The 23,194-nt window shown below is 35.6% G+C and carries 25 protein-coding genes; 5 read left to right on the forward strand and 20 right to left on the reverse strand.

Annotated features, from left to right (window positions below; all coding sequences use genetic code 11):
- Window positions 1-78 precede the first annotated feature (78 nt).
- From AABL52_RS22980 to AABL52_RS23010, 7 genes are all read right to left on the reverse strand, one after another.
- Complete coding sequence (locus AABL52_RS22980; protein WP_341518510.1) at window positions 79-1,164, reverse strand: DUF871 domain-containing protein; 1,086 nt, start codon at window positions 1,162-1,164, stop codon at window positions 79-81.
- Window positions 1,154-1,432: a hypothetical protein gene (locus tag AABL52_RS22985; RefSeq protein ID WP_061680153.1), complete on the reverse strand. Its 279-nt coding sequence runs from the start codon at window positions 1,430-1,432 to the stop codon at window positions 1,154-1,156. Before AABL52_RS22985 ends, AABL52_RS22980 begins: the two co-directional genes overlap by 11 nt.
- Window positions 1,408-2,718 (reverse strand): PTS sugar transporter subunit IIC, encoded by a 1,311-nt coding sequence (locus AABL52_RS22990; protein WP_341518511.1) that lies wholly within the window; start codon window positions 2,716-2,718, stop codon window positions 1,408-1,410. The genes AABL52_RS22985 and AABL52_RS22990 overlap by 25 nt, the downstream gene beginning before the upstream one ends.
- 82 nt (window positions 2,719-2,800) lie before the next feature.
- Complete coding sequence (locus tag AABL52_RS22995; protein WP_341518512.1) at window positions 2,801-3,106, reverse strand: PTS sugar transporter subunit IIB; 306 nt, start codon at window positions 3,104-3,106, stop codon at window positions 2,801-2,803.
- A 1-nt stretch (window position 3,107) separates the two neighbouring features.
- On the reverse strand, window positions 3,108-3,428 hold the full coding sequence (locus AABL52_RS23000) for a PTS lactose/cellobiose transporter subunit IIA (protein WP_000131328.1): 321 nt from the start codon (window positions 3,426-3,428) through the stop codon (window positions 3,108-3,110).
- A 111-nt stretch (window positions 3,429-3,539) separates the two neighbouring features.
- On the reverse strand, window positions 3,540-5,480 hold the full coding sequence (locus AABL52_RS23005; protein WP_340423021.1) for a BglG family transcription antiterminator: 1,941 nt from the start codon (window positions 5,478-5,480) through the stop codon (window positions 3,540-3,542).
- A gap of 73 nt (window positions 5,481-5,553) precedes the next feature.
- The gene (locus tag AABL52_RS23010) at window positions 5,554-6,642 is read right to left on the reverse strand and encodes a DUF871 domain-containing protein (protein WP_340423023.1); all 1,089 of its coding nucleotides are present in this window, start codon (window positions 6,640-6,642) and stop codon (window positions 5,554-5,556) included.
- A gap of 318 nt (window positions 6,643-6,960) precedes the next feature.
- Here AABL52_RS23010 and AABL52_RS23015 point away from each other — a divergent pair, with 318 nt between their 5' ends.
- Together AABL52_RS23015 and AABL52_RS23020 are read left to right on the forward strand one after the other, a co-directional pair.
- Window positions 6,961-8,163, forward strand: coding sequence for an MFS transporter (locus AABL52_RS23015; protein ID WP_341518513.1), 1,203 nt, complete (start codon window positions 6,961-6,963; stop codon window positions 8,161-8,163).
- 346 nt (window positions 8,164-8,509) lie between these two features.
- Window positions 8,510-10,165 carry a Na/Pi cotransporter family protein gene (locus tag AABL52_RS23020; RefSeq protein WP_341518514.1) on the forward strand — a complete coding sequence of 552 codons (1,656 nt, stop codon included), beginning with the start codon at window positions 8,510-8,512 and terminating at the stop codon, window positions 10,163-10,165.
- Window positions 10,166-10,199: 34 nt separating this feature from the next.
- Here the strand turns inward: AABL52_RS23020 and AABL52_RS23025 are convergent, their stop codons facing one another.
- Window positions 10,200-11,198, reverse strand: coding sequence for a YhdH/YhfP family quinone oxidoreductase (locus AABL52_RS23025; protein ID WP_341518515.1), 999 nt, complete (start codon window positions 11,196-11,198; stop codon window positions 10,200-10,202).
- Between the two features lie 314 nt (window positions 11,199-11,512).
- On the opposite strand from AABL52_RS23025, the gene AABL52_RS23030 reads away from it, so the two are divergent.
- Together AABL52_RS23030 and AABL52_RS23035 are read left to right on the forward strand one after the other, a co-directional pair.
- On the forward strand, window positions 11,513-12,721 hold the full coding sequence (locus AABL52_RS23030) for an LCP family protein (protein WP_000437405.1): 1,209 nt from the start codon (window positions 11,513-11,515) through the stop codon (window positions 12,719-12,721).
- 149 nt (window positions 12,722-12,870) lie between these two features.
- Entirely contained in the window at window positions 12,871-13,311 is a 441-nt protein-coding gene (locus AABL52_RS23035) for a hypothetical protein (protein ID WP_000642361.1), read from the forward strand.
- Between the two features lie 80 nt (window positions 13,312-13,391).
- On the opposite strand, the gene AABL52_RS23040 is transcribed toward AABL52_RS23035, so the two are convergent.
- The 11 genes from AABL52_RS23040 to AABL52_RS23090 all read right to left on the reverse strand — a co-directional run bounded on the left by AABL52_RS23040 (window position 13,392) and on the right by AABL52_RS23090 (window position 21,138).
- A complete protein-coding gene (locus AABL52_RS23040; protein ID WP_336180865.1) occupies window positions 13,392-14,156 on the reverse strand; it encodes a sulfite exporter TauE/SafE family protein in 765 nt (254 codons plus the stop codon).
- Window positions 14,157-14,189: 33 nt separating this feature from the next.
- Window positions 14,190-14,669 (reverse strand): DsrE/DsrF/DrsH-like family protein, encoded by a 480-nt coding sequence (locus AABL52_RS23045; RefSeq protein WP_341518516.1) that lies wholly within the window; start codon window positions 14,667-14,669, stop codon window positions 14,190-14,192.
- Between the two features lie 69 nt (window positions 14,670-14,738).
- The gene (locus tag AABL52_RS23050; protein WP_000661819.1) at window positions 14,739-15,035 is read right to left on the reverse strand and encodes a rhodanese-like domain-containing protein; all 297 of its coding nucleotides are present in this window, start codon (window positions 15,033-15,035) and stop codon (window positions 14,739-14,741) included.
- Between the two features lie 14 nt (window positions 15,036-15,049).
- Complete coding sequence (locus tag AABL52_RS23055; RefSeq protein WP_001092310.1) at window positions 15,050-15,409, reverse strand: rhodanese-like domain-containing protein; 360 nt, start codon at window positions 15,407-15,409, stop codon at window positions 15,050-15,052.
- Between the two features lie 30 nt (window positions 15,410-15,439).
- The gene (locus AABL52_RS23060) at window positions 15,440-15,670 is read right to left on the reverse strand and encodes a sulfurtransferase TusA family protein (RefSeq protein ID WP_002070570.1); all 231 of its coding nucleotides are present in this window, start codon (window positions 15,668-15,670) and stop codon (window positions 15,440-15,442) included.
- A 31-nt stretch (window positions 15,671-15,701) separates the two neighbouring features.
- A complete protein-coding gene (locus AABL52_RS23065) occupies window positions 15,702-16,832 on the reverse strand; it encodes an MBL fold metallo-hydrolase (protein WP_341518517.1) in 1,131 nt (376 codons plus the stop codon).
- Window positions 16,833-16,870: 38 nt separating this feature from the next.
- Window positions 16,871-17,446, reverse strand: a complete 576-nt coding sequence (locus AABL52_RS23070) for a sulfurtransferase TusA family protein (protein ID WP_341518518.1) — start codon at window positions 17,444-17,446, stop codon at window positions 16,871-16,873.
- A gap of 73 nt (window positions 17,447-17,519) precedes the next feature.
- The gene (locus AABL52_RS23075; protein ID WP_000456204.1) at window positions 17,520-17,783 is read right to left on the reverse strand and encodes a metal-sensitive transcriptional regulator; all 264 of its coding nucleotides are present in this window, start codon (window positions 17,781-17,783) and stop codon (window positions 17,520-17,522) included.
- Between the two features lie 185 nt (window positions 17,784-17,968).
- Window positions 17,969-19,633, reverse strand: a complete 1,665-nt coding sequence (gene cdr / locus AABL52_RS23080; RefSeq protein ID WP_341518519.1) for a CoA-disulfide reductase — start codon at window positions 19,631-19,633, stop codon at window positions 17,969-17,971.
- A 200-nt stretch (window positions 19,634-19,833) separates the two neighbouring features.
- The gene (locus AABL52_RS23085; protein WP_016133667.1) at window positions 19,834-20,418 is read right to left on the reverse strand and encodes a DUF3238 domain-containing protein; all 585 of its coding nucleotides are present in this window, start codon (window positions 20,416-20,418) and stop codon (window positions 19,834-19,836) included.
- 135 nt (window positions 20,419-20,553) lie between these two features.
- On the reverse strand, window positions 20,554-21,138 hold the full coding sequence (locus AABL52_RS23090) for a DUF3238 domain-containing protein (protein WP_341518520.1): 585 nt from the start codon (window positions 21,136-21,138) through the stop codon (window positions 20,554-20,556).
- Window positions 21,139-21,281: 143 nt separating this feature from the next.
- Here AABL52_RS23090 and AABL52_RS23095 point away from each other — a divergent pair, with 143 nt between their 5' ends.
- Complete coding sequence (locus AABL52_RS23095) at window positions 21,282-21,755, forward strand: MarR family winged helix-turn-helix transcriptional regulator (RefSeq protein WP_001016465.1); 474 nt, start codon at window positions 21,282-21,284, stop codon at window positions 21,753-21,755.
- A gap of 130 nt (window positions 21,756-21,885) precedes the next feature.
- Here AABL52_RS23095 and AABL52_RS23100 read toward each other — a convergent pair whose 3' ends face one another.
- Window positions 21,886-23,148: a neutral/alkaline non-lysosomal ceramidase N-terminal domain-containing protein gene (locus AABL52_RS23100; protein WP_341518521.1), complete on the reverse strand. Its 1,263-nt coding sequence runs from the start codon at window positions 23,146-23,148 to the stop codon at window positions 21,886-21,888.
- Between the last annotated feature and the right edge of the window lie 46 nt (window positions 23,149-23,194).

Here is a 23,194-nt window from a genome sequence, read left to right on the forward strand (position 1 = left end):
TCTATCTCTTTGCATTCTATATACGATAAATTACTATTTCAACAGAAAAAAGAGGATGCCATAGCATCCTCTCCTTTCCTATTCCACACAAGTAAACTGTGTCCAAGCTCCTACATAATCTAGTAAGAATAACTCTTCTTCTGCAATTGTACCGACAATATTTTTCCGTTCATCTATCGGCATTTCTTTTAGAATGATTTGCAGTTCACCTTTATACTTTCCGAATGAGTTGTTACCAATTACAACTTGCCCTCTTTCCTGTAATACACTTTCGCGCACTGGGAAGTCATAGTCTTTGTACTTTTTACGCACTTCTGTAGAACGTACCATATATTCTGTTATGTCGCCGCGTCTTACGTGTAATTCTTGCAGTGTCGCTTTCTTCTCTACTTCATTCGCTTCGTCTACAAAGTGTACCTTTAGCTGTAACATGTAACGATTTAAGTTTCCTAGTTTCTCTAACTCTTCTTCACTCGCATAAGCATTTCCTATAATCACATCATCAATAAGCCCTGTCGCCCATAAATGTTTCGCTTGTACTTCAATCGGTAAGTTACGATGCTCTTCTAACGTACATAATCCGTCGTTAATATCCCATGGACCGATGTTAGCTGCATGTGACGTAATAAATGCTGCCGTGCGAATACCGTGTTTTTTAAAACGTTCACTACAGCGAATGAAATAATCATACGGAAGACCAGTGAATTTTTGCGGATAAAAGTTATGGCAACCAATTAAAGCTGGTTTATTCGCCTGATGCGAAAGGATATTTTCTAAGTATGCAATATCGTTACTTACGTTCAGTTCAATTTTTAAGCCGTACGGATTATTCGTCATTTTCGCTTCCGTTAAACCGTCGAAACCTAAATCTAAACGGATACCATCTGCCCCTAACTCCGCAAAGAATGATAGATCGCTATAGCTAATACCAAGTTGATCAAATACCGCTGGAGCTACATCTAAAATAACTTCCATATTATGATCTTTTGCATGATTAATAATTTCTTTAAATTCAGCTACAATCTCTTCTTTCGGACGATTCACAGATAATAGACATGTGAATATTCTTGAAAAACCGTGGCGTGCCGCTGCCGAAATATATGCCATATCTTTTTCTTTCGTTGAATGCTCTGGATAAAGTGAAATTCCTAACTTACGCTCCATGCTTTTGCATCTCCTTCACACGTTGTATTAATGCCATGCTCGTAAATCTATATTTTGCAGATAAACATGTTGCACATAAAATCGTTGGTACAATAATTACGTACGGTGATTGTAACCCTAACATTACATAGGCACCCATTGAACTACCGATAAATAAAATTGATACGAGTAATAAAACTAATAAAGATTTACTTTGTACCCATTTTGAATAATGTGCAATACACTGCCCCGCTACGAATGTAATTAAGATGATAATTGCTCCGAGCATTTTTCTTTCTCCTCTCCTGCTACTTGTTGTTTCTCATACATTTTGAAGAACGGATAGTAAATAACGAATGAGATAACAAAGTTAACAAGTACAAGTACACCAGCCATAATTGTCCAGTCCGTACTAATAACCGCTGCAATTGGTGCTAACATCGTAAATGGCAATTTCGCCATCATCATCGGAATCATACCTGAAACAACTGCGAAATATGATACTGTCGTTGTCACTAACGGTGTAATAACGAATGGAATAATTAAAATTGGGTTCATTACAATTGGTGCCCCGAAAATAATCGGTTCGTTAATATTGAATAAACCTGGCACGAATGATAATCTACCTAACTCTTTTAGGAACTTAGATTTAGAGAACATAAACATAATAACTAAAGCTAACGTTGAGCCTGATCCACCGATCCATACGAACCATTGAATAAATTGCTCTGTAAATAAGTTTGGTAATTGATGTGCATTTCCTGTAGCTGTGAATACTTCCATATTTTCAAGAATTGCTGAGTCCCACATCGGACGAATGATTGGTCCTAAAATCGCAGGGCCATGTATACCGAATGACCAGAAGAACACGATTAAGAATACTGTTAATAAACCGCCGAATAAGTTATTTCCTACTAATACGGATTTTAGTGGTGCGATTAAATATGTGATTGTTGTATTTACATCAAATTTTAAACCGTAACGAATACCCCAGAATAAAAGAATAACGACTAAAGTTGGAATTAATGCTGCAAACGAATTTGAAACTGCTGGTGGTACACTATCTGGTAATTTAATCGAGATATTATGCTTAATCATAAAATGATAAATTTCTACTGCAATTAATGCTGTAACAATTGCTCCGAATAAAGATGTTGCACTTAATGTTCCTACTGAAATGTATCTACCTGCATCAATAACACCTGGTACAGCTTTCGTAATTTGAATTGGTTCAACTGATGCTAGTAAAAAGGCGAGTACAGATAACAATCCTGCACTTAACTGATTGAGCTGATAAAAATTCGCGAGTGAAGCTCCTACCCCAAATGCTGCGTATAACGCCATTAAACCTACTGTAAATCGGAATGGAATATCTAAAATATGGCGAAACGGTGCAATCCACTCCATATATGCATCAATTGGTAAATTTAAAAAGATAACGAAAAATGATCCGACAATCGTTAACGGCAATGTAGAAATAACTCCATTTCGAATTGCTAATAAATGTCGTTGTCCTGCAATCTTTTGCGTTGTTGGCATAATTTTTCGTTCCATAAAACTCATAAAACCATTCATCAATACCCCTCCTCTTTCTCTTTACTACGAAAGAACGAAATAAAGTTATAACATTATAATGTTTATATTTAAAAAAATATAATTATGCTAAAACTAATTGTTCTGCTTGTTTCAATACTTTTAAACCGTCACACATGCCATAATCTCGTTGCTCTATAATTGCAACCGGTATATCGTATGAGTTCGCAAGAAACTCTACAGCTGGAAACAAATACTTCACCTGTGGTCCGATTAAAACAACATCAGCATTTTTTATCTCCAGTTTCACAAGTTCTGAATCAACTGCTTTAATTTTATAATCCTTCCCTTGTTTCATTGCCTCTTCTTGCATTTTTCTTACAACCATACTCGTTGACATGCCTGCTGCACAACATAATAAAATGTACATCTTATACTGTCACTTTCTCTTCTACTCGTTTATGAAGAGTGATAAATTCTTCAGCAAGTTCTTTCACTGTAATTGCATTCATTAAATGATCTTGTGCATGCACTAACAGTAAACTGATTTCTGCATGATTTCCTCTTGCCTCTTCTTGAATTAAGTCTGTTTGAATACGATGAGCTGCTGAAATTTCTTCACTAGCAAGTGTCATCTTTTCACTCGCATTCTCAAAATCTCCTTGTCTTGCAAAAGCAATTGCTTCCAGTGCCGCGCTTCTCGCGTTGCCACCATGTAAAATTAACGCAAATGGAGTTTGCATATCAGTCATTTTAAATTCCCCCAAGCTATCTTTTTTCTATATTGCTATCTTATTATGAAAACGCATACAATTAAACATAAAAAACTTCCGTTGTGTAACGGAAGTTTTTACATACTTTTCTTATAACGATAATAATATCTCTTGAAAATCTTCAATCACTTTAGCCTGAACTAATTTCTCTATCGTATTTTGACTAGACATAACATCATATAAAAAATCATACAGCTTTTGTAAATCTTCATTATTATTGCGCTTTACACTAAATAAAATAATAACTTGTACTTTCTTATCTCCCCAGTCAACCGCTTTATCAAGTGTACAAAACATCAAAAATGTTTTCTCACTTAATAACTGCATCGGATGAGGAATCGCAACTAAATTCCCAACCGCTGTAGGAGATGTATTCTCTCTTTCTATAACAGAATCATAAAAGTGTTCTGGTACATAGTTTTTCTCAGCGGCTTTCTCACATAAAAATTGGATAGCCTCTTCTTTCGTAGAAGCGCTATGATTTAAAAAAATTAAATCTTCCTTTATATATTGCTGCACACTAGTATTCACATGCGTAAACAATTGCTGACCGATTAACTTAATCTCTTTATCATCAAATATTGAGTTCACTTTTATAACTGGAACAGGCAAGCCACTCGGTATATGAATCGTACTAATAATACAATCTATTTTATCTTTATAAAGGTCCTCCACTTTCAATTGATAATAACCTGTAATTCCCACAATCTCTAATTTATCTCGGAACTGTGATAGAATTTTATATTTCAATAGCTGGGCGCTTCCTTGACCAGTCGCACAAACTAATAAACATCTTTTCTTTTGATTCTCTTCCTGTAAACGACTCATCGCCCCGCCGAAGTGAATCGCAATATAACCAATTTCACTTTCCGGAATCGACTCTCCCGTATATTCACCAATTATATCTCCAACGAGAACCGCAATTTCAAAAGCATACGGATAATTCTTTTTCACTTCTGCCAATAGAGGATTTCTCGTATTTAACTTATACTTCAAACGGTTTAATAACGTTTTTAAATGAACACCAAATCCAAATAATAATTCTTCATCATAATAAAAAATAAGATTCCGTTCTTCCGCTACTTTAAAAAGAATATGTTGCATGAATGCATATAGATCTTTCCCTAATAATTCTTCCACATTTTCATAACGATCTTTTGCTGTAACAGCAGTACTTAATAAGTGCATTGTCACATATAAAACTTCTTCTTCTGGAAATGAAAGATGTAACGCTTTCTCTAAATCCCCTAAAATCTCTTTCGCAATTGTATATTCTTTCTTTATGATAAGTTCAGCTTGCTCTTTATTTAGTCCTTTCATATAATGTTGATTTTCACAACGCTTTAATGCGATTGCAATATGAATGACTAAATTATCGATTTCTATATCTGATAAATATATCGTCCCTCCCTCGATATACTTTAATATAACCGAACGGATAAGCGGTATATGAGGTAACGATACATATGTATCACTCTGCTCAAATTGCTCATGAAACGGAGTATGGTCATAACGCGGTAAACCATATTGTGACAAACAAGAACGAATATTGAACTCCTCTCCCACAATACGTATACCATAATACGGTCTCTTTTCAATTTGTAATTGATAACGACCACATATATCTGTAACATCTTTCATAATTAAGTTCACAGTCGATTTACTCACATAAATCTCCTCTGCTAACTGTGAAAGCTTCACATATCCCTCTGTCGTTAAAATACGTTGCAGAATGTACGCTATCCTTTCTTCATAAGAAGTTGGGATTTTTTCTGTCTGTTTTTGAAATAGACCCATGCAAAACTCTTCAAACTTCTTCTTTTGTATAATTTCTAGTTCGTATCCAGTCCCTCTTTGCGATTCAATTTTCGCTCCGTTTTCTTCCAATATATCATTTAATAATTTTATATCTTTTTGAATCGTCTTCGTTGATACATGTAAACGGCTCGCTAAAAAAGCTCGATTTAACATCGATTTCTCTTCTAAAAACTCCTCTAAAATAGAAACTAATCGCTGATGCACCTTTGTCATAGCTCTTCCTCTCGCAATTATATAAAAAGGAAAAAGCTGCTGAGGTCAGTAGTTTTTTCCTTTTTTATTTAATCTATTTCTTTAATGTAAACCCGAATTTATCCCATGCTTGTAAATAATCTAATAAGAAAATTTCTTCTTCCACAATTCGGCCAACTACATTTGTTTTTCCTGTATTCACCATATCTTTTAAAGCAATTTGCAATTCACCTTTATATTGACCATACTGTTCATTATCAATTAAAAGATCACCGCGTTTAATTTCGCGTGTATTATGCGGTTTGAACTCTTCTTTCTTATATTTCACACGACTTTGTGTCGAACGAATCATATATTCAGATACATCCCCGCGGTAAAAATGAGGCTCGTCTAATACGATAATTTTTTCTAGTTCTGTTGTTGTATCATATAATTCTATATCAAATGTTTGTTTCTCTTTATTTAATGCACCTAGTGCTTGTAATTCTTCTTCTGATGCATAAGCATTCGCAATAATGACATCATCAATTAATTCTGTCGCAAATAAATGCTTCGCCTGTGTTGTCATCGGTAATTCACGATGCTGCTCTAACGTACATAATCCTTCTGTTACTGGCCAAGGTCCGTATGTTGCATCAAATGATGAAATAAAAGCAGCTGTTCTCATACCGTAATCTTTAAATTGTTTCGAGCATTTAATGAAATGATCGTATGATAATCCTGAATAACGATGTGGATAAAAATTATGGCAACCAATTAAATTTTCACGGTTTGGTCTATGGCTCATAATGTTATCTACATATTTCGTACCATTACTCATATTAATTTCAATTTTTAAGCCGTATGGATTGTAAGTCATAATCGATTCTTCTAAACCAGAGAAACCGACATCTAACCGAATACCGTACGCTCCTAGCTCATGGAAGAACGATAAATCATTATATGAAATACCTAATTGTGTAAAGACAGATGGACTAATATCAACTAATACTTGGAACCCTAATGCATTTGCATGAGAGATCGTTTCTTTAAACTCTTCTATAATTTTCTCTTTCTCTCCATCTACAGACAATAAGCATGTGAATACACGATTAAATCCGTATTTACTTGCTAATGTTAAATATTCCTTATCTTTCTCTACTGTTGAATGTTCTGGATAAATAGAAATACCTAATCGTCTCATATGTACACGCCTCTTTCTTCATTGTTTTGTAAACCTTTTCAAATATATGTAGTGAAAAAGTATATATCCCCTTCTCATTCACTACTTTTTGAATCCGCTTTCTTTAAAGAAAAAACAATTTCTATCATTCATAACAACTACAAGTCTATACATCTATACTTTACATCTTTTTTTCATAGTTGTGTAGCTTTTACACAAATTTGTCAGTTTTTTCACCTCGAAAATTGTTATACGTTTTCAAGGCACCTTCCTTGACTGTTACATTGACCAATACATATACTCGAAAGAAAAGAGAAATTTTATATAGGGGATGAATATATGGGAGAGGCAATACTCGTAAAACGAGAACCGTTATGGACGAAAGAGTTTATGGCGCTAATTCTAGCAAACTTATGTATGTTTTTAGGATTTCAAATGTTAATTCCTACTTTACCTGTTTATGTGAAAGAAATTGGCGGCACAAGTTCCAACATCGGATTTGTTGTCGGTATGTTTACCGTTGCAGCACTTTTTGTTAGACCGCTAACTGGAAATGCCTTGCAAAAGTTCAACAAAAAAATCATTTTAATGATCGGTACTGCTATTTGTTTACTCGCTATGGGCAGTTATCTTTTCGCTTCAACCGTCTTCCTATTGCTTGCCGTTCGAATTTTACACGGAGCTGGTTTTGGTATTACAACGACTACATATGGGACTGTCGTTTCAGATTTAATTCCGCAAGCTCGCCGCGGTGAAGGTATGGGATATTTCGGTCTTTCTGGAACGATTGCAATGGCGCTTGGTCCACTTATCGGACTTTGGCTGATGCAAACATATAACTTCACAATTCTTTTTTTATGTGCACTTTCCTGTACAGTAGTTTCATTAATATTAACAAAACTACTTCAAATCAAAAAATCGCCGCAACCACCACAGCAAACATCTGGTACCTTCCTCGATGGATTTATCGAGCGCAAAGCTTTACTTCCTTCATTATTAATATTATGTATTACATTAATGTACGGAGGAATCGGGAGCTTTATTACATTATTCGCTACGGAAGTCGGAATTGCTGATATTAGCCTCTTCTTCTTATTTAATGCACTGGCAATCGCTGTCACTCGTCCGTTTTCTGGGAAGTTATACGATGCGAAAGGTCATACATTCGTTATCATTCCAGGAGTTATTATTACGTTTGTAGGTATTATTTTATTGTCGTATACAACTACCATTCCGAGTCTAATCATCGCAGCGGCATGTTATGGAAGTGGTTTTGGAGCGATTCAACCTGCACTACAAGCATGGATGATTGACCGAGTAGCACCGCACCGACGAGGAGTCGCAACAGCTACATTCTTCTCAGCATTTGACCTTGGAATTGGCGCTGGCGCAATTATTTTTGGATTCATTGCACATTTTACAAACTACGCAACTGTATATCGCTATTCCTCTCTACTCCTTATTGCATTCCTGTTCATTTACATCACAAGTATAAGAAAGCAAAAGTATGGAGATAAAAACAGAGAAAAAGCTGCTGGATAATTCAGTAGCTTTTTTTATGTGCAAAAACGGGATGAGTAACGAGAAATAAATTAATAAAATCATTTTTCTACATATTTTTTTAACTTTCATCAAAAAATATACGATGAACTCGCAGACGCTTTCCTTCATATTCAACTAAACAATACTATTCTAAAAAGTGTGATTTCTTTACAAAAAACACTGTGTAAATAGGGGTAAAACCAATTAAATCCAGCTGTTTCTTTAAAGATTTGTAAACTTTTTATCCCTTTGTAAATTTAGTGTAAATTTTACTAGTAAACCGTTTACAGTCCCTCAAGGTTTAGTTAATAATTACATCGTACATGAAATTTAAGGAGTGGAATGCGTGGAATACAATATTCAAGATATGATCTTCCAGTTCATTGGTGGATTAGGTATTTTCTTATTCGGTATTAAATACATGGGCGATGGACTGCAACAAGCAGCTGGAGATCGTCTTCGCGATATTCTAGATCGCTTTACAACAAACCCACTTATGGGTGTACTAGCAGGTATGTTAGTTACTGTATTAATCCAATCAAGTTCAGGAACAACCGCTTTAACAGTCGGACTGGTAAGTGCCGGATTTATGACATTAAGACAAGCAATTGGTGTTATTATGGGTGCGAACATCGGAACGACAGTTACTGCATTTATTATCGGAATTAAAATCGGAGAATACGCTCTTCCAATTATGGCAGTTGGAGCTATCTTACTATTCTTCTTTAAAAATAAAAAGGTACATTCTTTAGGTCAAGTTATATTCGGTTTTGGTATGTTATTCTTCGGTTTAGAATTAATGAGCGCAGGTATGAAACCTCTTCGTTCTTTAGAGTCATTCCAAGAATTAACGGTTAGCATGAGTGATAACCCAATTTTAGGAGTTGTTGTTGGTACAGTCTTCACTTTAATTGTACAAAGTTCAAGTGCGACAATCGGTATTTTACAAGAACTATTCGGTCAAGGTGCAATCGATTTACAAGCTGCCCTTCCTGTATTATTCGGTGATAACATCGGTACAACAATTACAGCTGTATTAGCAGCAATCGGTACTTCTATTGCCGCAAGACGTGCAGCATTAGTTCACGTTATCTTTAATATCGTCGGTACAATCATATTTACAATTTTATTAGTACCATTTACAAGCTTAATTCAATATTTCCAAACATCATTAAACTTAAATCCAGAAATGACAATTGCATTTGCACACGGAACATTTAACATAACAAATGCAGTTATTCAATTCCCGTTCATCGCTGTATTAGCATGGATTGTAACAAAACTTATTCGCGGCGAAGACTCTGCTATTGATTTCAAACCGCAACATTTAAATCCAATCTTTATTGAGCAATCTCCAGCTATCGCTTTAACAGAAGCTCAAAAAGAAATCATCCGTATGGCTGAGTTTTCATTACATGGATTAAAAGAAGCAAATCAATTTTTAAACACACAAGATAAAAAACACGCTGACATGGCTACTCAATTAGAAGGAGCTATTAACAATTTAGATAAAAAAATTACCGAGTATTTAGTTTTACTATCAGAAAAACCACTTTCCCCAACAGACTCAGAGAAACATTCTGTTCTAGCAGGTGTCGTTGGAGATATTGAACGTGTCGGTGATCATGTAGAAAACCTTGTAGAACTTGTAGATTTCCAAATTTCAAACCGTGTTTCCCTATCAGACGAAGCACTAGCTGAACTAAATGAAATGCTTGAATTAACAATTTCAACATTACAAGACGCAGTTGAAGCTTTAACAAACTTCGATACTGAACTAGCACAAACGGTTATTGCAAAAGAACGTAAAATCGACCAAATGGAACGTGTTCTTCGCAAACGTCACGTATTACGTCTAAACGAACGTAGCTGTTCAGGTGATGCAAGTATCATCTTCGTTGATATGGTAAGTAACTTAGAGCGTATCGGTGATCACGCTGTAAATATTGCTGATGGTGTTTTAGGTGAACAAGGTAAAATCAATTTAAAACAATCATTATAATAGAAAAGAGACGCTAACTTAAGCGTCTCTTTTTTCATTTCATATTTACAACCGTTCTTCCTTTTAACTTTCCTTGCAATATAAGTGTAAACTTTTCATCTAACTCTTCCAATGTACATTCTTCTGTATAAGATAGTAACTCATTATTTTCCCATTCACTTGCTAAGAGCGTCCACACATCTCTTCTCACATCCACTGGGCATTGCACAGAATCTATTCCTATAAGACTTATACCTCGCAAAATAAACGGATATACCGTTGTTTGTAATTCCTGGCCTGCCACATTACCGCATGTCGTTACACAACCACCATACTTTACCGTTTTTAAAGCGGTTTCTAGCATATGTCCACCTACAGTATCGATAACCCCGGCGTATATCCCTTTTAACATTGGTCTTCCTGATTCATCATTCAACTCCGTACGATGAATCACTTTTTTCGCTCCTAGACGTAGTAGCATCTCTTCCTCTTCCATTTTCCCCGTCGCTCCTACTACATTAAACCCTAACTTACTTAAAATACTAACAGCTACACTCCCTACGCCGCCTGTGGCACCCGTTACTAAAATATCTCCCATACTAGGCGTTATCCCTGCTCCAATAAGCTTATATACTGATAAAGCAGCTGTAAATCCTGCTGTCCCGTACATCATGCTTTCCTTTAATGACATTCCCTCTGGTAAAGGAACAATCCAAGATGCTGGCACGCGAATATATTCTCCGAAACCACCAGAAGTATTCATCCCTAAATCATATCCCGTTACAATAACTTGGTCTCCTACCTTAATGGTTTCATCTGCACTACTCACAACCACTCCTGCTGCATCAATCCCTGGCGTATGAGGGTATGTTCTCGTAACACCTTTATTACCCGTGGCTGAAAGAGCATCTTTATAATTTAATGAAGAATAATGAACCTGTATTAATACGTCTCCCTCAGATAAACTACTTACTTCTCTCTCTACAACGTTTCTTACAAACTGCTTACTTTCTATTTCGTTCACAACGATTGCTCGGAATGATGTATGATTCATTATGCTCTCTCCTTTATCCGTAAATTTCTTCTTTATTATATAGAAGAAATAAGTAAACCTACTCATTTCTTCTTGGCTATATTTCAACAAATCTTACTTCTCTATTACTTTCTCACAATACATATTTTCATTTCTACTAAAAAACCTTATACTTATTCTACATCTAAAAAATAAGATATAGGAAATCTGACTTTTTATAAATAAATTGAATTTTTACGAAATGTAAATGATTTGTAATGTTTTTTTTCGTCAAATTTCATTATAATAAGTGGATATGAGTGTCGTATTTCAATCCAAATGAAGGAGTACAAGAAATGGAGCAAAACCCATCTTTGCAAGAAAATACACGCAGTAAACCGAAAAAAGGTAAGAAAAAAACAAAAATTATTATAAGCGTTATTCTATTCTTTTTAATAATAGGTGGCGGTTATACTTGGTTTTTAGTAAATAAAGCATCTTCTGCTGTTCGAAATGCCGCACACGATTTAGCACGCGGTGATAAATCTGATTTACGTGATAAAGCTGTAAAACCTATCGCAAATAACGTCTCTGTCTTAGTCATGGGTGTTGATGAAAGCGATGTCCGCGGGAAAGAATATGGTGAAGCTATAAGAACGGATGCACTATTACTTGCAACGTTTAATAAAGATAGCAAAACTGTAAAACTATTAAGCATTCCACGAGATACATATACTTATATTCCAGTGGAAAAGAAAAAAGATAAAATTACACACGCTCATGCATACGGTTCTACTAAAAACGGAAAAGATGGTGGACCACAAGCAAGTATTGATGCAGTTGAAAAATTAATGAATGTTCCTGTCGATTACTTTGTAAAGTTTAACTTCAAATCATTTATGAAAATTGTCGATGATTTAGGCGGCATTGAAGTCGATGTACCAGTTGAATTTACTGAACAAGATAGTAATGATAATGCTGATGCAATTCATCTGAAAAAAGGTGTTCAAAAGCTAAATAGTGAAGAAGCTCTCGCTCTTGCTAGAACGCGCCACATCGATAGTGATGCAATGCGTGGACAACGTCAACAACTCGTTATTGAAGCAATTTTAAAGAAACTAACAAGCGTTGGATCTGTAACAAAAGTTGGTAACATCATTGATGATATTAACGGACAATTCGTTACTAACTTAACATTCGATGATATGCTTTCATTCTACAAGTACGGATCGGACTCGGAAATTGAGAAATTACAAATTCAAGGTGAAGACTGCTATATGGAAAAAGGTGACGATACATGTAGCAAATCTGCTGGTGGCGGCCGAACGTATTACTACAATCCAGATAAAAAAGAATTAGCAAAAGTTACAAACGATCTTCGTGCTCACCTTGGATTACCTGCATATACAAAAACAGACTCTGATTCGAAGAAAACAAGCACAGAGAAAACAAAAGAATCTAAGTCAGAAAATTCAAGTGAACGCGAATCAAGTAACAACGAATCTAAAAATAAGAATAAAAATAGCAGTGAAGACACAGAAACATCGTCTAACGACAATGAATAAAAAAGGAGCAGTTCTCTCTGGAGGTAGAGTACTGCTTCTTTTTTATTTATCCGAAACTAAAAATCAGAACTTTCTAACTATCTTTTTTAATATTTTTAAATTATAATAAATAGTAGCAATCTATTCCAATTATCAGGGGGCTCATACATATGAAAGCTGCAGTAAAACATAACATCTCAGATTTTAAAGACTACTTAAAATCCAACGATATATACATGGAAGAAAATATAGATGAAAATGATGGTTCTGTTCATTTTTCAGTAGGATTAGAAACAGAAGCTGGCGCAAAAATTCAACTAATCGCTGCTTTCCAAAACGAACATCCTACTGTAGATATATACTGCTTCAATGTTGCTCACGTACCTGATGCAACATCAACAAATGATATTTTGCACGTTATCAATGAATTAAACACATCTTATCGATTTGCAAAATTCACATTAAACAAGCAAAATGCAATTGATATTTCAGCATCGCTTGCATTCTCAGAACCAAACTTTAATCCAGCACTTGTCTTTGAACATACGAGAATGCTATATAAATTAGCAAATGACGAATATAAAAACTTAATGAAAGTTATTTGGGCATAAATCAGCCTGCACCAATCAGGCGTTTACTACCTTCAAATAGCGAGATAAATAAAAGGATGGGCTGCAAGCAGCCCATCCTTTTATTTCGATATCATATCAATCCACATCTTAACAGCAGTACCTACAATCAAAATCGATAACATATATTGCAGTGCTTTTTGATTGATCCTCTTCCCAACTCGCGCTCCAAGCGGCGCAGCAAAGATACTTGCAATCGCAATAATGAGAGCTGGAATTACAACTACTTGCCCAGTTATCACTTTTCCAGTCGTAATCCCTACTGAGGAAATAAACGTAATAGCAATAGATGTCGCTATTGTTGTACGTATCGGCAATTTTAAAATCACTAACATAATCGGTACTAATAAGAAAGAACCGCCAGCACCTATAATGCCTGATGCTCCGCCTACAATAAACGCTAGCGAACTTGCTAACCATTTATTATATTTCACTTTATCACCAATATTTCGCTTCGGTACGAACATCATAATAGCAGCAATTGTTGCTAACGCTGCATAAACAACATTGACCGTATGTTCCTCTAATACGTTAGCACCAAAACTCCCTATGAAACTTCCTACTAATATACTAGCTCCCATATACACAACTAGCGTTTTATCCATATCATTACTTTTCCGATAGGCCCATGCCCCTGCAAAAGTTGCAAAGAATACTTGCACTGCTGTAATACCACTCACTTCATGTGACGTATAGCCAGTAAATCCTAGCAATACCGGAATGTATAGGATCATCGGATAATTAATAATCGCACCGCCAATTCCAACCATTCCTGATATAAACGATCCTATAAACCCAATTATAAAAAGTAATACGACTAAACTCACCTTATATCCCCCGCCTTCTAAAAAGAAGGTGATTTAAATGAATAAGTTCACATTCCCATCCGAAGCATCTGCTAAATAAGCTCCTACTCCTGCAAACTCTACCCCTTCCATAATCTCTTCCTCTTTTAACCCTAATAAATCTACCGTCATTTGACAAGCTACAAGTTTAATCCCCTGTTCTTTCGCCAAATCCATTAAATCTGGTAAAGGCATCGCATTATGTTTTTTCATAATACCTTTAATCATCTTTGGCCCCATACCAGCAAAATTCATTTTTGATAATCCCATCTTATCCGCACCACGCGGCATCATTTTTCCAAATACTTTTTCTATGAACGTTTTCTTTACCTTCACATGTTCATCTTTCCTTAAAGCATTTAAGCCCCAAAAAGTATGAAAAATAGTCACCTCTTGATCATACGCCGTTGCACCATTTGCAATAATATAAGCAGCCATCGCTTTATCATAATCTCCGCTAAATAAAACAATTGTTGTTTTCTTCTGTTGTTCCATGCTGTTCTCCCTCCGTTTACCTGTAGGGGTATTTATCTGTTTATAAAAAGGCTCAAATCACTTACTTCACTATACGATTTTACCTTCCCACGCTAACATACCACCTACCATATTGATTGCTTGAAAACCGTAGCTCTCTAAAAACTGAACTGCTCGTGCACTTCTTCCGCCAGAACGACAAACGATAATATATTCTTTGTTTTTATCCAACTCATGCATTCGAAACTCTAATAGTCCTAGTGGAATGTTACTTGCTTCTGGAATTTTCCCCTCGGCTACTTCTTCTACTTCACGTACGTCTACGATATTTACTGCTTCTTTACGCAACAATTTTTCTTCTAATTCTTTTACTGTCATTTCTTTCATTTTTAATTCCCTCCTCACAAACCGTTCATACCACCTGAAACATTGATAACGTGCTGAAACCCTAATTTCTTTAATACCTTTGCTGCTTGCTTACTTCTCATCCCACTCTGACAAATAACGATTACTTCCTTATTTTTATCTAATTGATTTGCTTTACTAGCTAACTCATTTAATGGGATATTCTGAAACCCTTTCATATGATTTCCCCTATACTCACCTACTGTACGAACATCGATAAATTGCTTCCCCTTTTTTCCCGCTATACTCTTTAGTTCTTTCCCACTTATATTTTGAACACCTTTTACCGGTAAAAAACGTGAAATAACAAATCCTGCAGCCAGTACAATAAAGAGCGTACTTAATATTGTATTCATATAACCAACCTCTCTACATTTATGAAACTACTACGCCTTCTTAATCCAAAACTTCAGCACATCAGCTTCTTCTACATGCTTTACGATGTCATGACCACCTTTATTTGCCCACGCTGGAATATCCTTAACTGATCCTTTATCCGTTACATGTACTTCTAACACTTCTCCAGTTTGTAAAGTATCCATCGCTTTCTTCGTTCTTACAATCGGCATCGGACATGCTAAACCTTTCGCATCTAATACTTGTTTTACATTCATCATCTATTCCTCCATTTTTTATTTGTTTATTTCATTATTCATGAACTGCACAACGGTTTGGACCAATCTCCATTTCACGCTCTTCGTCTTGACTTGGATTTAATCGCCCCATATTTGTTTGGCGAATTTCTTGATATGCATTCGGCTGAGGTGGTAAATTCTCTGTTACCACTTTACGAAACTCTCCCTCATCCTCAATATTTAGCCCTGCATTATACGTAAATAAATCTTTTAACTTTGCGCTCACAACACCATTCTCATCCATTTCACTTATTTTTGAATAATGAGCTGGTAACACAATTAATTGTTGAGATAGTACTTTATATCGATCATATAAAGTTTCTCGTAAATCACTCACCCAATCCTCAGCCTTTCCAGCAAGATCTGGACGCCCAATTGAATCTACAAATAAAATATCACCTGATAATAAATAGGAATCATCTACAATAAATGATGTACTTCCAATCGTATGCCCCGGTGAGTATAATGCGTCAATTTCAATTTTAGTACCCCCCACCGTAATAACAGATCCTTCAACGAGTGGTTTATATGAGAACACAACTTCCTCCGCATCTTTTGGCGGCAACCAATACGTACCACCTACTTTTTCCGCTAACTTACGTCCGCCAGAAATATGGTCTGCATGTAAATGTGTATCCATTACATTCGTAATCGTAACGCCATGCTCTTTCGCAAACTCTTCATACGCTTCAACTGTTCTTACTGCATCAATAACTGCTGCTTCACCGTTTGAAATAACCATATATGATAAGCAACCTTTTCCAAGACGGTTAAACTGATACATACTTCCGCCATCTTTTAAATCTCCCACTTTTATAGGCTTTACATATTCACTCCAAGCCTTCATACCACCAGATAAATAATATATATTTTCTAATCCAGCCTCTGTTAATTGCTCTGCCACAAATATAGAAGACCCTTCTTTTGCACATACTACTAAAACATCTTTCTCTTTAGGTAGTTCACTGACAATATGATCTACACCATCTAACAAATCAAAATATGGTTTATTTATAGAAGAAATTTGTCTCCCTTCAATTTTCCAATCTTCATAATCCACCTCATTACGAACATCTAAAATAAATAACTCCCCGAATAAAACTTTCTCTGCAACATCTTTTGCTTGTAATGCTTTAACATCCATCTCATTACCCCCGTAGGTATATTTTCATTTAAAAAATTTTATTTTTCCACATTCCCTTGCCACTCTAACATGCCTGGAATGACATTTTTCACATTTGAATACCCTTGCTCGTTCAACATGTGGCAAGCTACATCACTACGGTTACCAGTTCGGCAAACAACATAAATTTGCTTCGTCTGATCTAATGCTGCACTGCCCAGTTCGCCTAATGGAACTGAAATAGCCGCTGGAATATGACCAAAGGCGAATTCCGCTGCTTCGCGAACATCCACTACAATACACTCTTCACCGCTTAATAATATATTTTGTAATTCCGCATTTGTAATTGTTTGAGGATATTTCACTACTTCATTCACTTCATGCTCATGTGCTTTTCTAACGTAATGCATCAATAGATCTCCTTCGTGTTTCGTCCCGATGTACTGATGACCTACTTTACTCGCCCAACTTTGTATATCTACAGTAGACCCTTTATCTGTTGCCTGAACTTCAATCACTTGCCCTGATGTCAAACCTTCCATCGCCTTCTTCGTCTTCACAATCGGCATCGGACAAGCCAAGCCTTTACAATCTAAACTCATATCCACTTTTATACTCATAGTCGATTCCTCCATAATGTATATACATATACCTGTAGGGGTATATTAAAATGTTTTTGAAAATCTGTCAACACTTATGTTTGACAGATTATCGGCTTTTTACAAGTAATTGAACAGCTTCTTTAATTAACTCTTCATTTGAACCATTACCTTTTTCAAACTGCTCACGCAAACATTGCTCTAAATTTGTCCCAACAACAAGTCCAATTGTACGATCAAGTGCAGAACGAGATGCCGTTAACTGTGTAATAACCTCTCGGCAATCTTTTCCTTCTTCCATCATACGAAGTACACCACGAACTTGACCTTCAATACGTTTCAATCTATTTTTCATATCTTGATTATATTCCATTCTATAATCACCTCATTACCATTATGTCACTATTTATAGCTTATGACAATACATTATACCCTACAGGGTATTTTGTAAACCCCTATTTTTAATGTTTATCTTATATGTGCATAAAACAAGAAGTGAAACCTTACTATATAGGCTTTCATCTTCCACCAAATTTTGAAGTGGAAGATGAAAAAATATTAATATACAATACGTTCTGGTAATACTGTCCCATACAATTTAAAGCCACCATCTACATTCTTTACCTTATATCCGTTTTCCATTAACATGCGCGCTGCAACATACCCTCTCATACCAAGTTGGCAAGTAATATATATTTCTTTATCCACCGGTACCTCATCCAAACGATCACGTAATTCATCTAAGGGAATATTAATAGAGCCTTTAATTATTCCTTGTTTAAGTTCATTCGGCTCTCGAACATCAATAAGATATCCACCATTTTCAACAATACGATCTATCTCATGCCATTGTACTGTGTCCACAAAACCATCTACTATATTACTTGCTGCATACCCCACCATGTTTACTGGGTCTTTTGCAGAAGAATAGGGCGGAGCATATGATAATTCTAAATCTGGCAAATCAATTACAGTTAAATTCGCCTTCATTGCCGTTGCAATAACATCAATACGCTTATCTACACCATCACGCCCTAACGCCTGTGCTCCATACATTTTCCCGCTATCTTTATTAAAAATTAATTTTATTAGCACTGGCATAGCATTCGGATAGTATCCAGCATGAGAATTCGCCTGTACATGTACTACCTCATAGGGTATATTTAATCGTTTTAATATTTTCTCATTTACTCCCGTCACAGCAACTGTTAAATCAAAAACTTTAGCTACAGAAGTTCCCATCGTACCTTTATATAAAGAATCTGTATGACCATGAATAATATCTGCTAACATGCGACCTTGACGATTAGCTGGCCACGCTAAAGGAATCATCGTTTCTGTTTCTGTAACAAAATCTTTCACTTCAATCGCATCACCAATTGCATATATATGTGGGTCTGATGTTTGAAATCTCTCATTTACCTTTATCGTTTCTCTAACTCCTAGTGCTAATCCTGCGTCCTTCGCTAAACTGCTCTCTGGTTGCACACCAATTGCTAAAATAATCATATCTGTCTTTATGATTGAACCACTTTTTAAACGTACAACAGTCCCATTCTCTTCTAATGCATCTACACCATCTTCAAAAACAAGCTCAACATTGTGATTTTTCATATGCTCATGCACATATGCCGCCATTTCATAATCGATTGGTGGCATCACTTGATTTGCCATCTCTACAAGAGTAACAGCAATTCCTCGTTCTCTTAAGTTCTCAACCATTTCAACTCCAATAAATCCACCACCAATAACCGTCGCATGACGTGGTTTCTTCTCATCAATATACGCTTTAATACGATCTGTATCAGGTACATTTCGTAACGTAAACAACGCCTTCGCTTCTTCAATACCGGGAATAGGTGGAACAATTGGTTTTGCCCCTGGTGAAAGAATTAAAACATCATATTCCTCGTTATATGTTTCATTTGTAGTTACATTCTTTATAGTAATTGTTTTCTCTTCTTTATTAATCTTTACTACTTCACTCAATACACGTATATCTAGATTAAAACGCTTTGACATTCTTTCAACAGTTTGTACTAATAACTTTTGTCTTTCTGTAATAACACCGCCAATGTAGTATGGTAAGCCACAATTTGCAAATGAAATATATTCACCGCGCTCCACCATAATAATTTCATCTTCTTCACTTAAACGACGAAGCCTTGCAGCTACTGATGCGCCGCCGGCAACTCCGCCTACTACAACTATTTTTCTAGACATATTTCAAACCTCCATATTGTTTAATTTTCTCATGCATCACACATAAAAACATATACCTGTATGGGTATATGATAGAGTATAAAAAATTTAATTTCAATCAATGTGTCTTTCTTTCACAAATTCGAAACAAATAAAAAAGAACTTAGACATTTCCAAGTTCTTTACGGATGAATCAATCCATCGTTCCATTGTCATACTTCCTATAATTTCTTTGTAAAACTATAATCCATTTCTCCACCTAGTGCTGCAGCTGTATCACCAGTTTCTCTAAAATCATGTGTATATATTTTTTCAAATGAACCGAAATCTACTTGCTTATAAAATTCAAAACAAGGGAATCCATCATGCTCTCCTTGAATATCAATACTACCATCCCTTTTCACACATACATGTAATACATAATCTACAGGAGGTGCATATATATTTAATGGATTACTTGCACTCGCACTCATTTTAAATTGCACACCATCAGGATTCCATACGATATTAGTACACACAATATTTTCAGCACTCGCTTTTCCTGTTCTTTTATTCACAGAACCGTCTGGATTCGTAACCTTCTCAGTCGTAATACCCGTGTTCGCATATGAAAACACTTCTTCTTTATAAAAATCCACTACTACCTCTTGCTCAACTCTAGAGCGCATAGTATTTACCGCATGTGGTGTAAATTCACGTGAATCACCTTCGAATTGAATTGTTTTTCCTGTCTCCATATCCTTCCTTGGTTCTGTCCAAGACATTGGAATAAATACGTTAGCTCTAATTTTTACGATATTAGTCATAAGAAACACCTCTATAATATTATTTTAAATACTGCATAATATTGAGTAAAACAAACCACAATTTCGCTCCCATAATCAATAGCTTTCTCTTTTACGTTTGCTACTTCCTTCTGAAAAATAGCGCTATATTTATATCTAGATTGTCGTTTTAAAGCTATATTCCATTTCTCCAGCTAGTGCTGCTGGGGTATCATCCGTTTCTCTGAAATCATGTGTATATATTTTTTCAAATGAACGAAAGTCTATTTGTTTATAAAATTCATAGCAAGGGAAACCATCATGTACACCTTCAACATGCACAGTACCACTTTCATTAACTCGTATAGTCAAAAAATAATCAGCTGCGGGTGCTGCCGCATTTAACGGATTACTTGCACTTGCTCTCATTTCAAATGAAACTTCATCCTCGCCCCATACGATATTAGTACATACAATATTTTCTGTACTTGTTTCTCCTTTTTGATACTCAATTGAGCCATCTGAATTTATAATTTTCACAGTAACGATGCAAGCATCTACATATGTGAAAATTTCTCTTTTATAAAAATCAACAATCACTTCTTGTTCTAATCTTGAACGCTTTGTATTTACAGCGAATGGTGTAAATTCACGTGCATCTCCAGCGTATTCAAAAACTCTTCCTGTTGCAGCATCCTGAATAGGCTTCAGCAACGCATACGGCGCAAATACACTCCCTCTAATTTTTACAATATTAACCATGTGAAACCTCCGTTGATTCTATTTATTTAAATCATTATTTGTACTATACAGGATATAGTCAATTTGATTGACTATATCCTGTATAGTACAATAAGTTTCATATGTAGTCAACTTGATTGACTACAATCACGGAGGTTATATACATGAATCATCAAACATTTAACGAACTAGACCTTACTTCACTTTTATCATTATCTTTCAGCACATTAATTACTGAACTACATGACAGATTAAGTGAATTAGGATTTGAAGATATTAGGCCAGCACACGGTTTTATGTTCAAACGAATCCTTCCTAATGGAGCAACAGGTATAGAACTAGCTGAGTATTTAGGAGTTTCTAAACAAGCTGTAAGCAAAATGATCGATTCTCTTGAAAACAGTGGTTATGTCACGCGTAAAAAGCATCCTACTGATAAAAGAGGTAAAATCATTATTTTAACCGAACGTGGTTTAGCTGTAATGAAAGCGAAAGAAGAAATAGTAGCTGAAATAGAGCAACGATGGATTGAAAACATAGGTACTGAACGAATGCAAATGCTCAAGGAAGATTTAACAACATTCGTTACTAAAGAAAATACAGAGAAATTATCATCAAATATACGACCTGTTTGGTAAGCAAAAACTCCACATAAAAACGAATCCATTTTGATCAGTCCCTTTCAAAATGGATTCGTTTTCTACAGTTTTATTAATAATTATTGCTTCTTTTAAATTTCATATCAAATATGCAGCAAGAGTCTATATTTTACGCATTATATAATTCCATAGCTCTCTGCACGACTAATTCTGCCGTATTCTCCTCTGGTGGCATCAATAAATTCGTAACCGTTCCATACACAACAGGATTTAATTCCACTTCATATCCACCATATGCATACTCCTCTTTTGTCGGTAAATAACCAATATATCCATTCGTATATCCACCTAAAAAAGCTATTTCATTTTGAAGACGCTCTTTCACTTCTAAAGCTGTTTCTGAAAAAGGTTCCATCGGTATACCAAAGAACATACCATCATTCATTTGAAACAGTTGAACTTCTAAATCAATACTTAACTGCCGAATACCTTGCTTATATTTCTCTAAAATTATAGCAAGCCATTCATCCGTATTCACATCCCACTGCTTCTCAGCTAATTGAGCCATGCTTCGTATTTCATTCATTTCAGGAATATCTTTCAACTTCATTTGCATCGTGCTCGAAACTGTCCTTAAACTTACAATTGGGCTATATGTAACTATTGGCAACATCGTTAATACATGCCCACTAAGCGTGTAAGCCATTTGTGTTAATGCGTCCCCTGAACCGCGATACTTTGCATTTACATTGCCAGCAGCACCTTGCACAATAATAACAGGACAGTTTACGATTTTCTCAAGAATCTCTCTCGTCATTCCCGGATAATCCGCTGATAATACATCGCTATCACCTTTTAACACATTCGGATGTGCCGTACAAAATACTATAATCCCAGATAGCTCCTTCGTTTCAGCATTTCTTATTGCTAACATGCCAATTCGTTTATCTACAACACCCTCTATATTTGTTCCCATCTTCGCTCTTCCATCAGATGTTCTCTCTCTTCGGTTTACCCCAATATCACCTGTCGTAACACTCCAGCCAATTTCACATGGACTCAAGTTGTTATTCGCAGTAACAGCACCGTGCACTACATTATTTACTAAAATCGTTTTATACGACTTTACTAAAGGATGATCACCGACTGTTTCCGGACCAGAATGTGTATGTGTATAAACAACAGTTATTCGCTCAAATGGTATATGAAGCTCTCTCGCTATTTGTTCACGAATCATATTTGTATCTTCTACTAACATTCCAATATTATCAATACTTATAAACACAGTTTTCGTCTCATCTTTTTCAAATACAAAAACTGTCCCATACATACACTCTTCAATATTATTTATTCCTGTCTCTCTATGGTATCCGACAAAATCAATACCTACAGGCGGCGTAATATCAACCTTACATACCCCTATTTTGCTCACTTAAATCGCTCCATTTCTCTATGTAACTCCCTTTTTTCAAGAATAG

The organism is Bacillus paramobilis, from assembly GCF_038096195.1.
GTDB lineage: Bacteria > Bacillota > Bacilli > Bacillales > Bacillaceae_G > Bacillus_A > Bacillus_A mobilis.

Coding starts and splice junctions, on each gene's coding strand:
- AABL52_RS22980 (WP_341518510.1), bottom strand. CDS start 1,164: ATGGAGCGTAAGTTAGGAATTTCACTTTATCCAGAGCATTCAACGAAA.
- AABL52_RS22985 (WP_061680153.1), bottom strand. CDS start 1,432: ATGCTCGGAGCAATTATCATCTTAATTACATTCGTAGCGGGGCAGTGT.
- AABL52_RS22990 (WP_341518511.1), bottom strand. CDS start 2,718: ATGAATGGTTTTATGAGTTTTATGGAACGAAAAATTATGCCAACAACG.
- AABL52_RS22995 (WP_341518512.1), bottom strand. CDS start 3,106: ATGTACATTTTATTATGTTGTGCAGCAGGCATGTCAACGAGTATGGTT.
- AABL52_RS23000 (WP_000131328.1), bottom strand. CDS start 3,428: ATGACTGATATGCAAACTCCATTTGCGTTAATTTTACATGGTGGCAAC.
- AABL52_RS23005 (WP_340423021.1), bottom strand. CDS start 5,480: ATGACAAAGGTGCATCAGCGATTAGTTTCTATTTTAGAGGAGTTTTTA.
- AABL52_RS23010 (WP_340423023.1), bottom strand. CDS start 6,642: ATGAGACGATTAGGTATTTCTATTTATCCAGAACATTCAACAGTAGAG.
- AABL52_RS23015 (WP_341518513.1), top strand. CDS start 6,961: ATGGGAGAGGCAATACTCGTAAAACGAGAACCGTTATGGACGAAAGAG.
- AABL52_RS23025 (WP_341518515.1), bottom strand. CDS start 11,198: ATGAATCATACATCATTCCGAGCAATCGTTGTGAACGAAATAGAAAGT.
- AABL52_RS23030 (WP_000437405.1), top strand. CDS start 11,513: ATGGAGCAAAACCCATCTTTGCAAGAAAATACACGCAGTAAACCGAAA.
- AABL52_RS23035 (WP_000642361.1), top strand. CDS start 12,871: ATGAAAGCTGCAGTAAAACATAACATCTCAGATTTTAAAGACTACTTA.
- AABL52_RS23045 (WP_341518516.1), bottom strand. CDS start 14,669: ATGGAACAACAGAAGAAAACAACAATTGTTTTATTTAGCGGAGATTAT.
- AABL52_RS23050 (WP_000661819.1), bottom strand. CDS start 15,035: ATGAAAGAAATGACAGTAAAAGAATTAGAAGAAAAATTGTTGCGTAAA.
- AABL52_RS23055 (WP_001092310.1), bottom strand. CDS start 15,409: ATGAATACAATATTAAGTACGCTCTTTATTGTACTGGCTGCAGGATTT.
- AABL52_RS23060 (WP_002070570.1), bottom strand. CDS start 15,670: ATGATGAATGTAAAACAAGTATTAGATGCGAAAGGTTTAGCATGTCCG.
- AABL52_RS23065 (WP_341518517.1), bottom strand. CDS start 16,832: ATGGATGTTAAAGCATTACAAGCAAAAGATGTTGCAGAGAAAGTTTTA.
- AABL52_RS23070 (WP_341518518.1), bottom strand. CDS start 17,446: ATGGAGGAATCGACTATGAGTATAAAAGTGGATATGAGTTTAGATTGT.
- AABL52_RS23075 (WP_000456204.1), bottom strand. CDS start 17,783: ATGGAATATAATCAAGATATGAAAAATAGATTGAAACGTATTGAAGGT.
- cdr (WP_341518519.1), bottom strand. CDS start 19,633: ATGTCTAGAAAAATAGTTGTAGTAGGCGGAGTTGCCGGCGGCGCATCA.
- AABL52_RS23085 (WP_016133667.1), bottom strand. CDS start 20,418: ATGACTAATATCGTAAAAATTAGAGCTAACGTATTTATTCCAATGTCT.
- AABL52_RS23090 (WP_341518520.1), bottom strand. CDS start 21,138: ATGGTTAATATTGTAAAAATTAGAGGGAGTGTATTTGCGCCGTATGCG.
- AABL52_RS23095 (WP_001016465.1), top strand. CDS start 21,282: ATGAATCATCAAACATTTAACGAACTAGACCTTACTTCACTTTTATCA.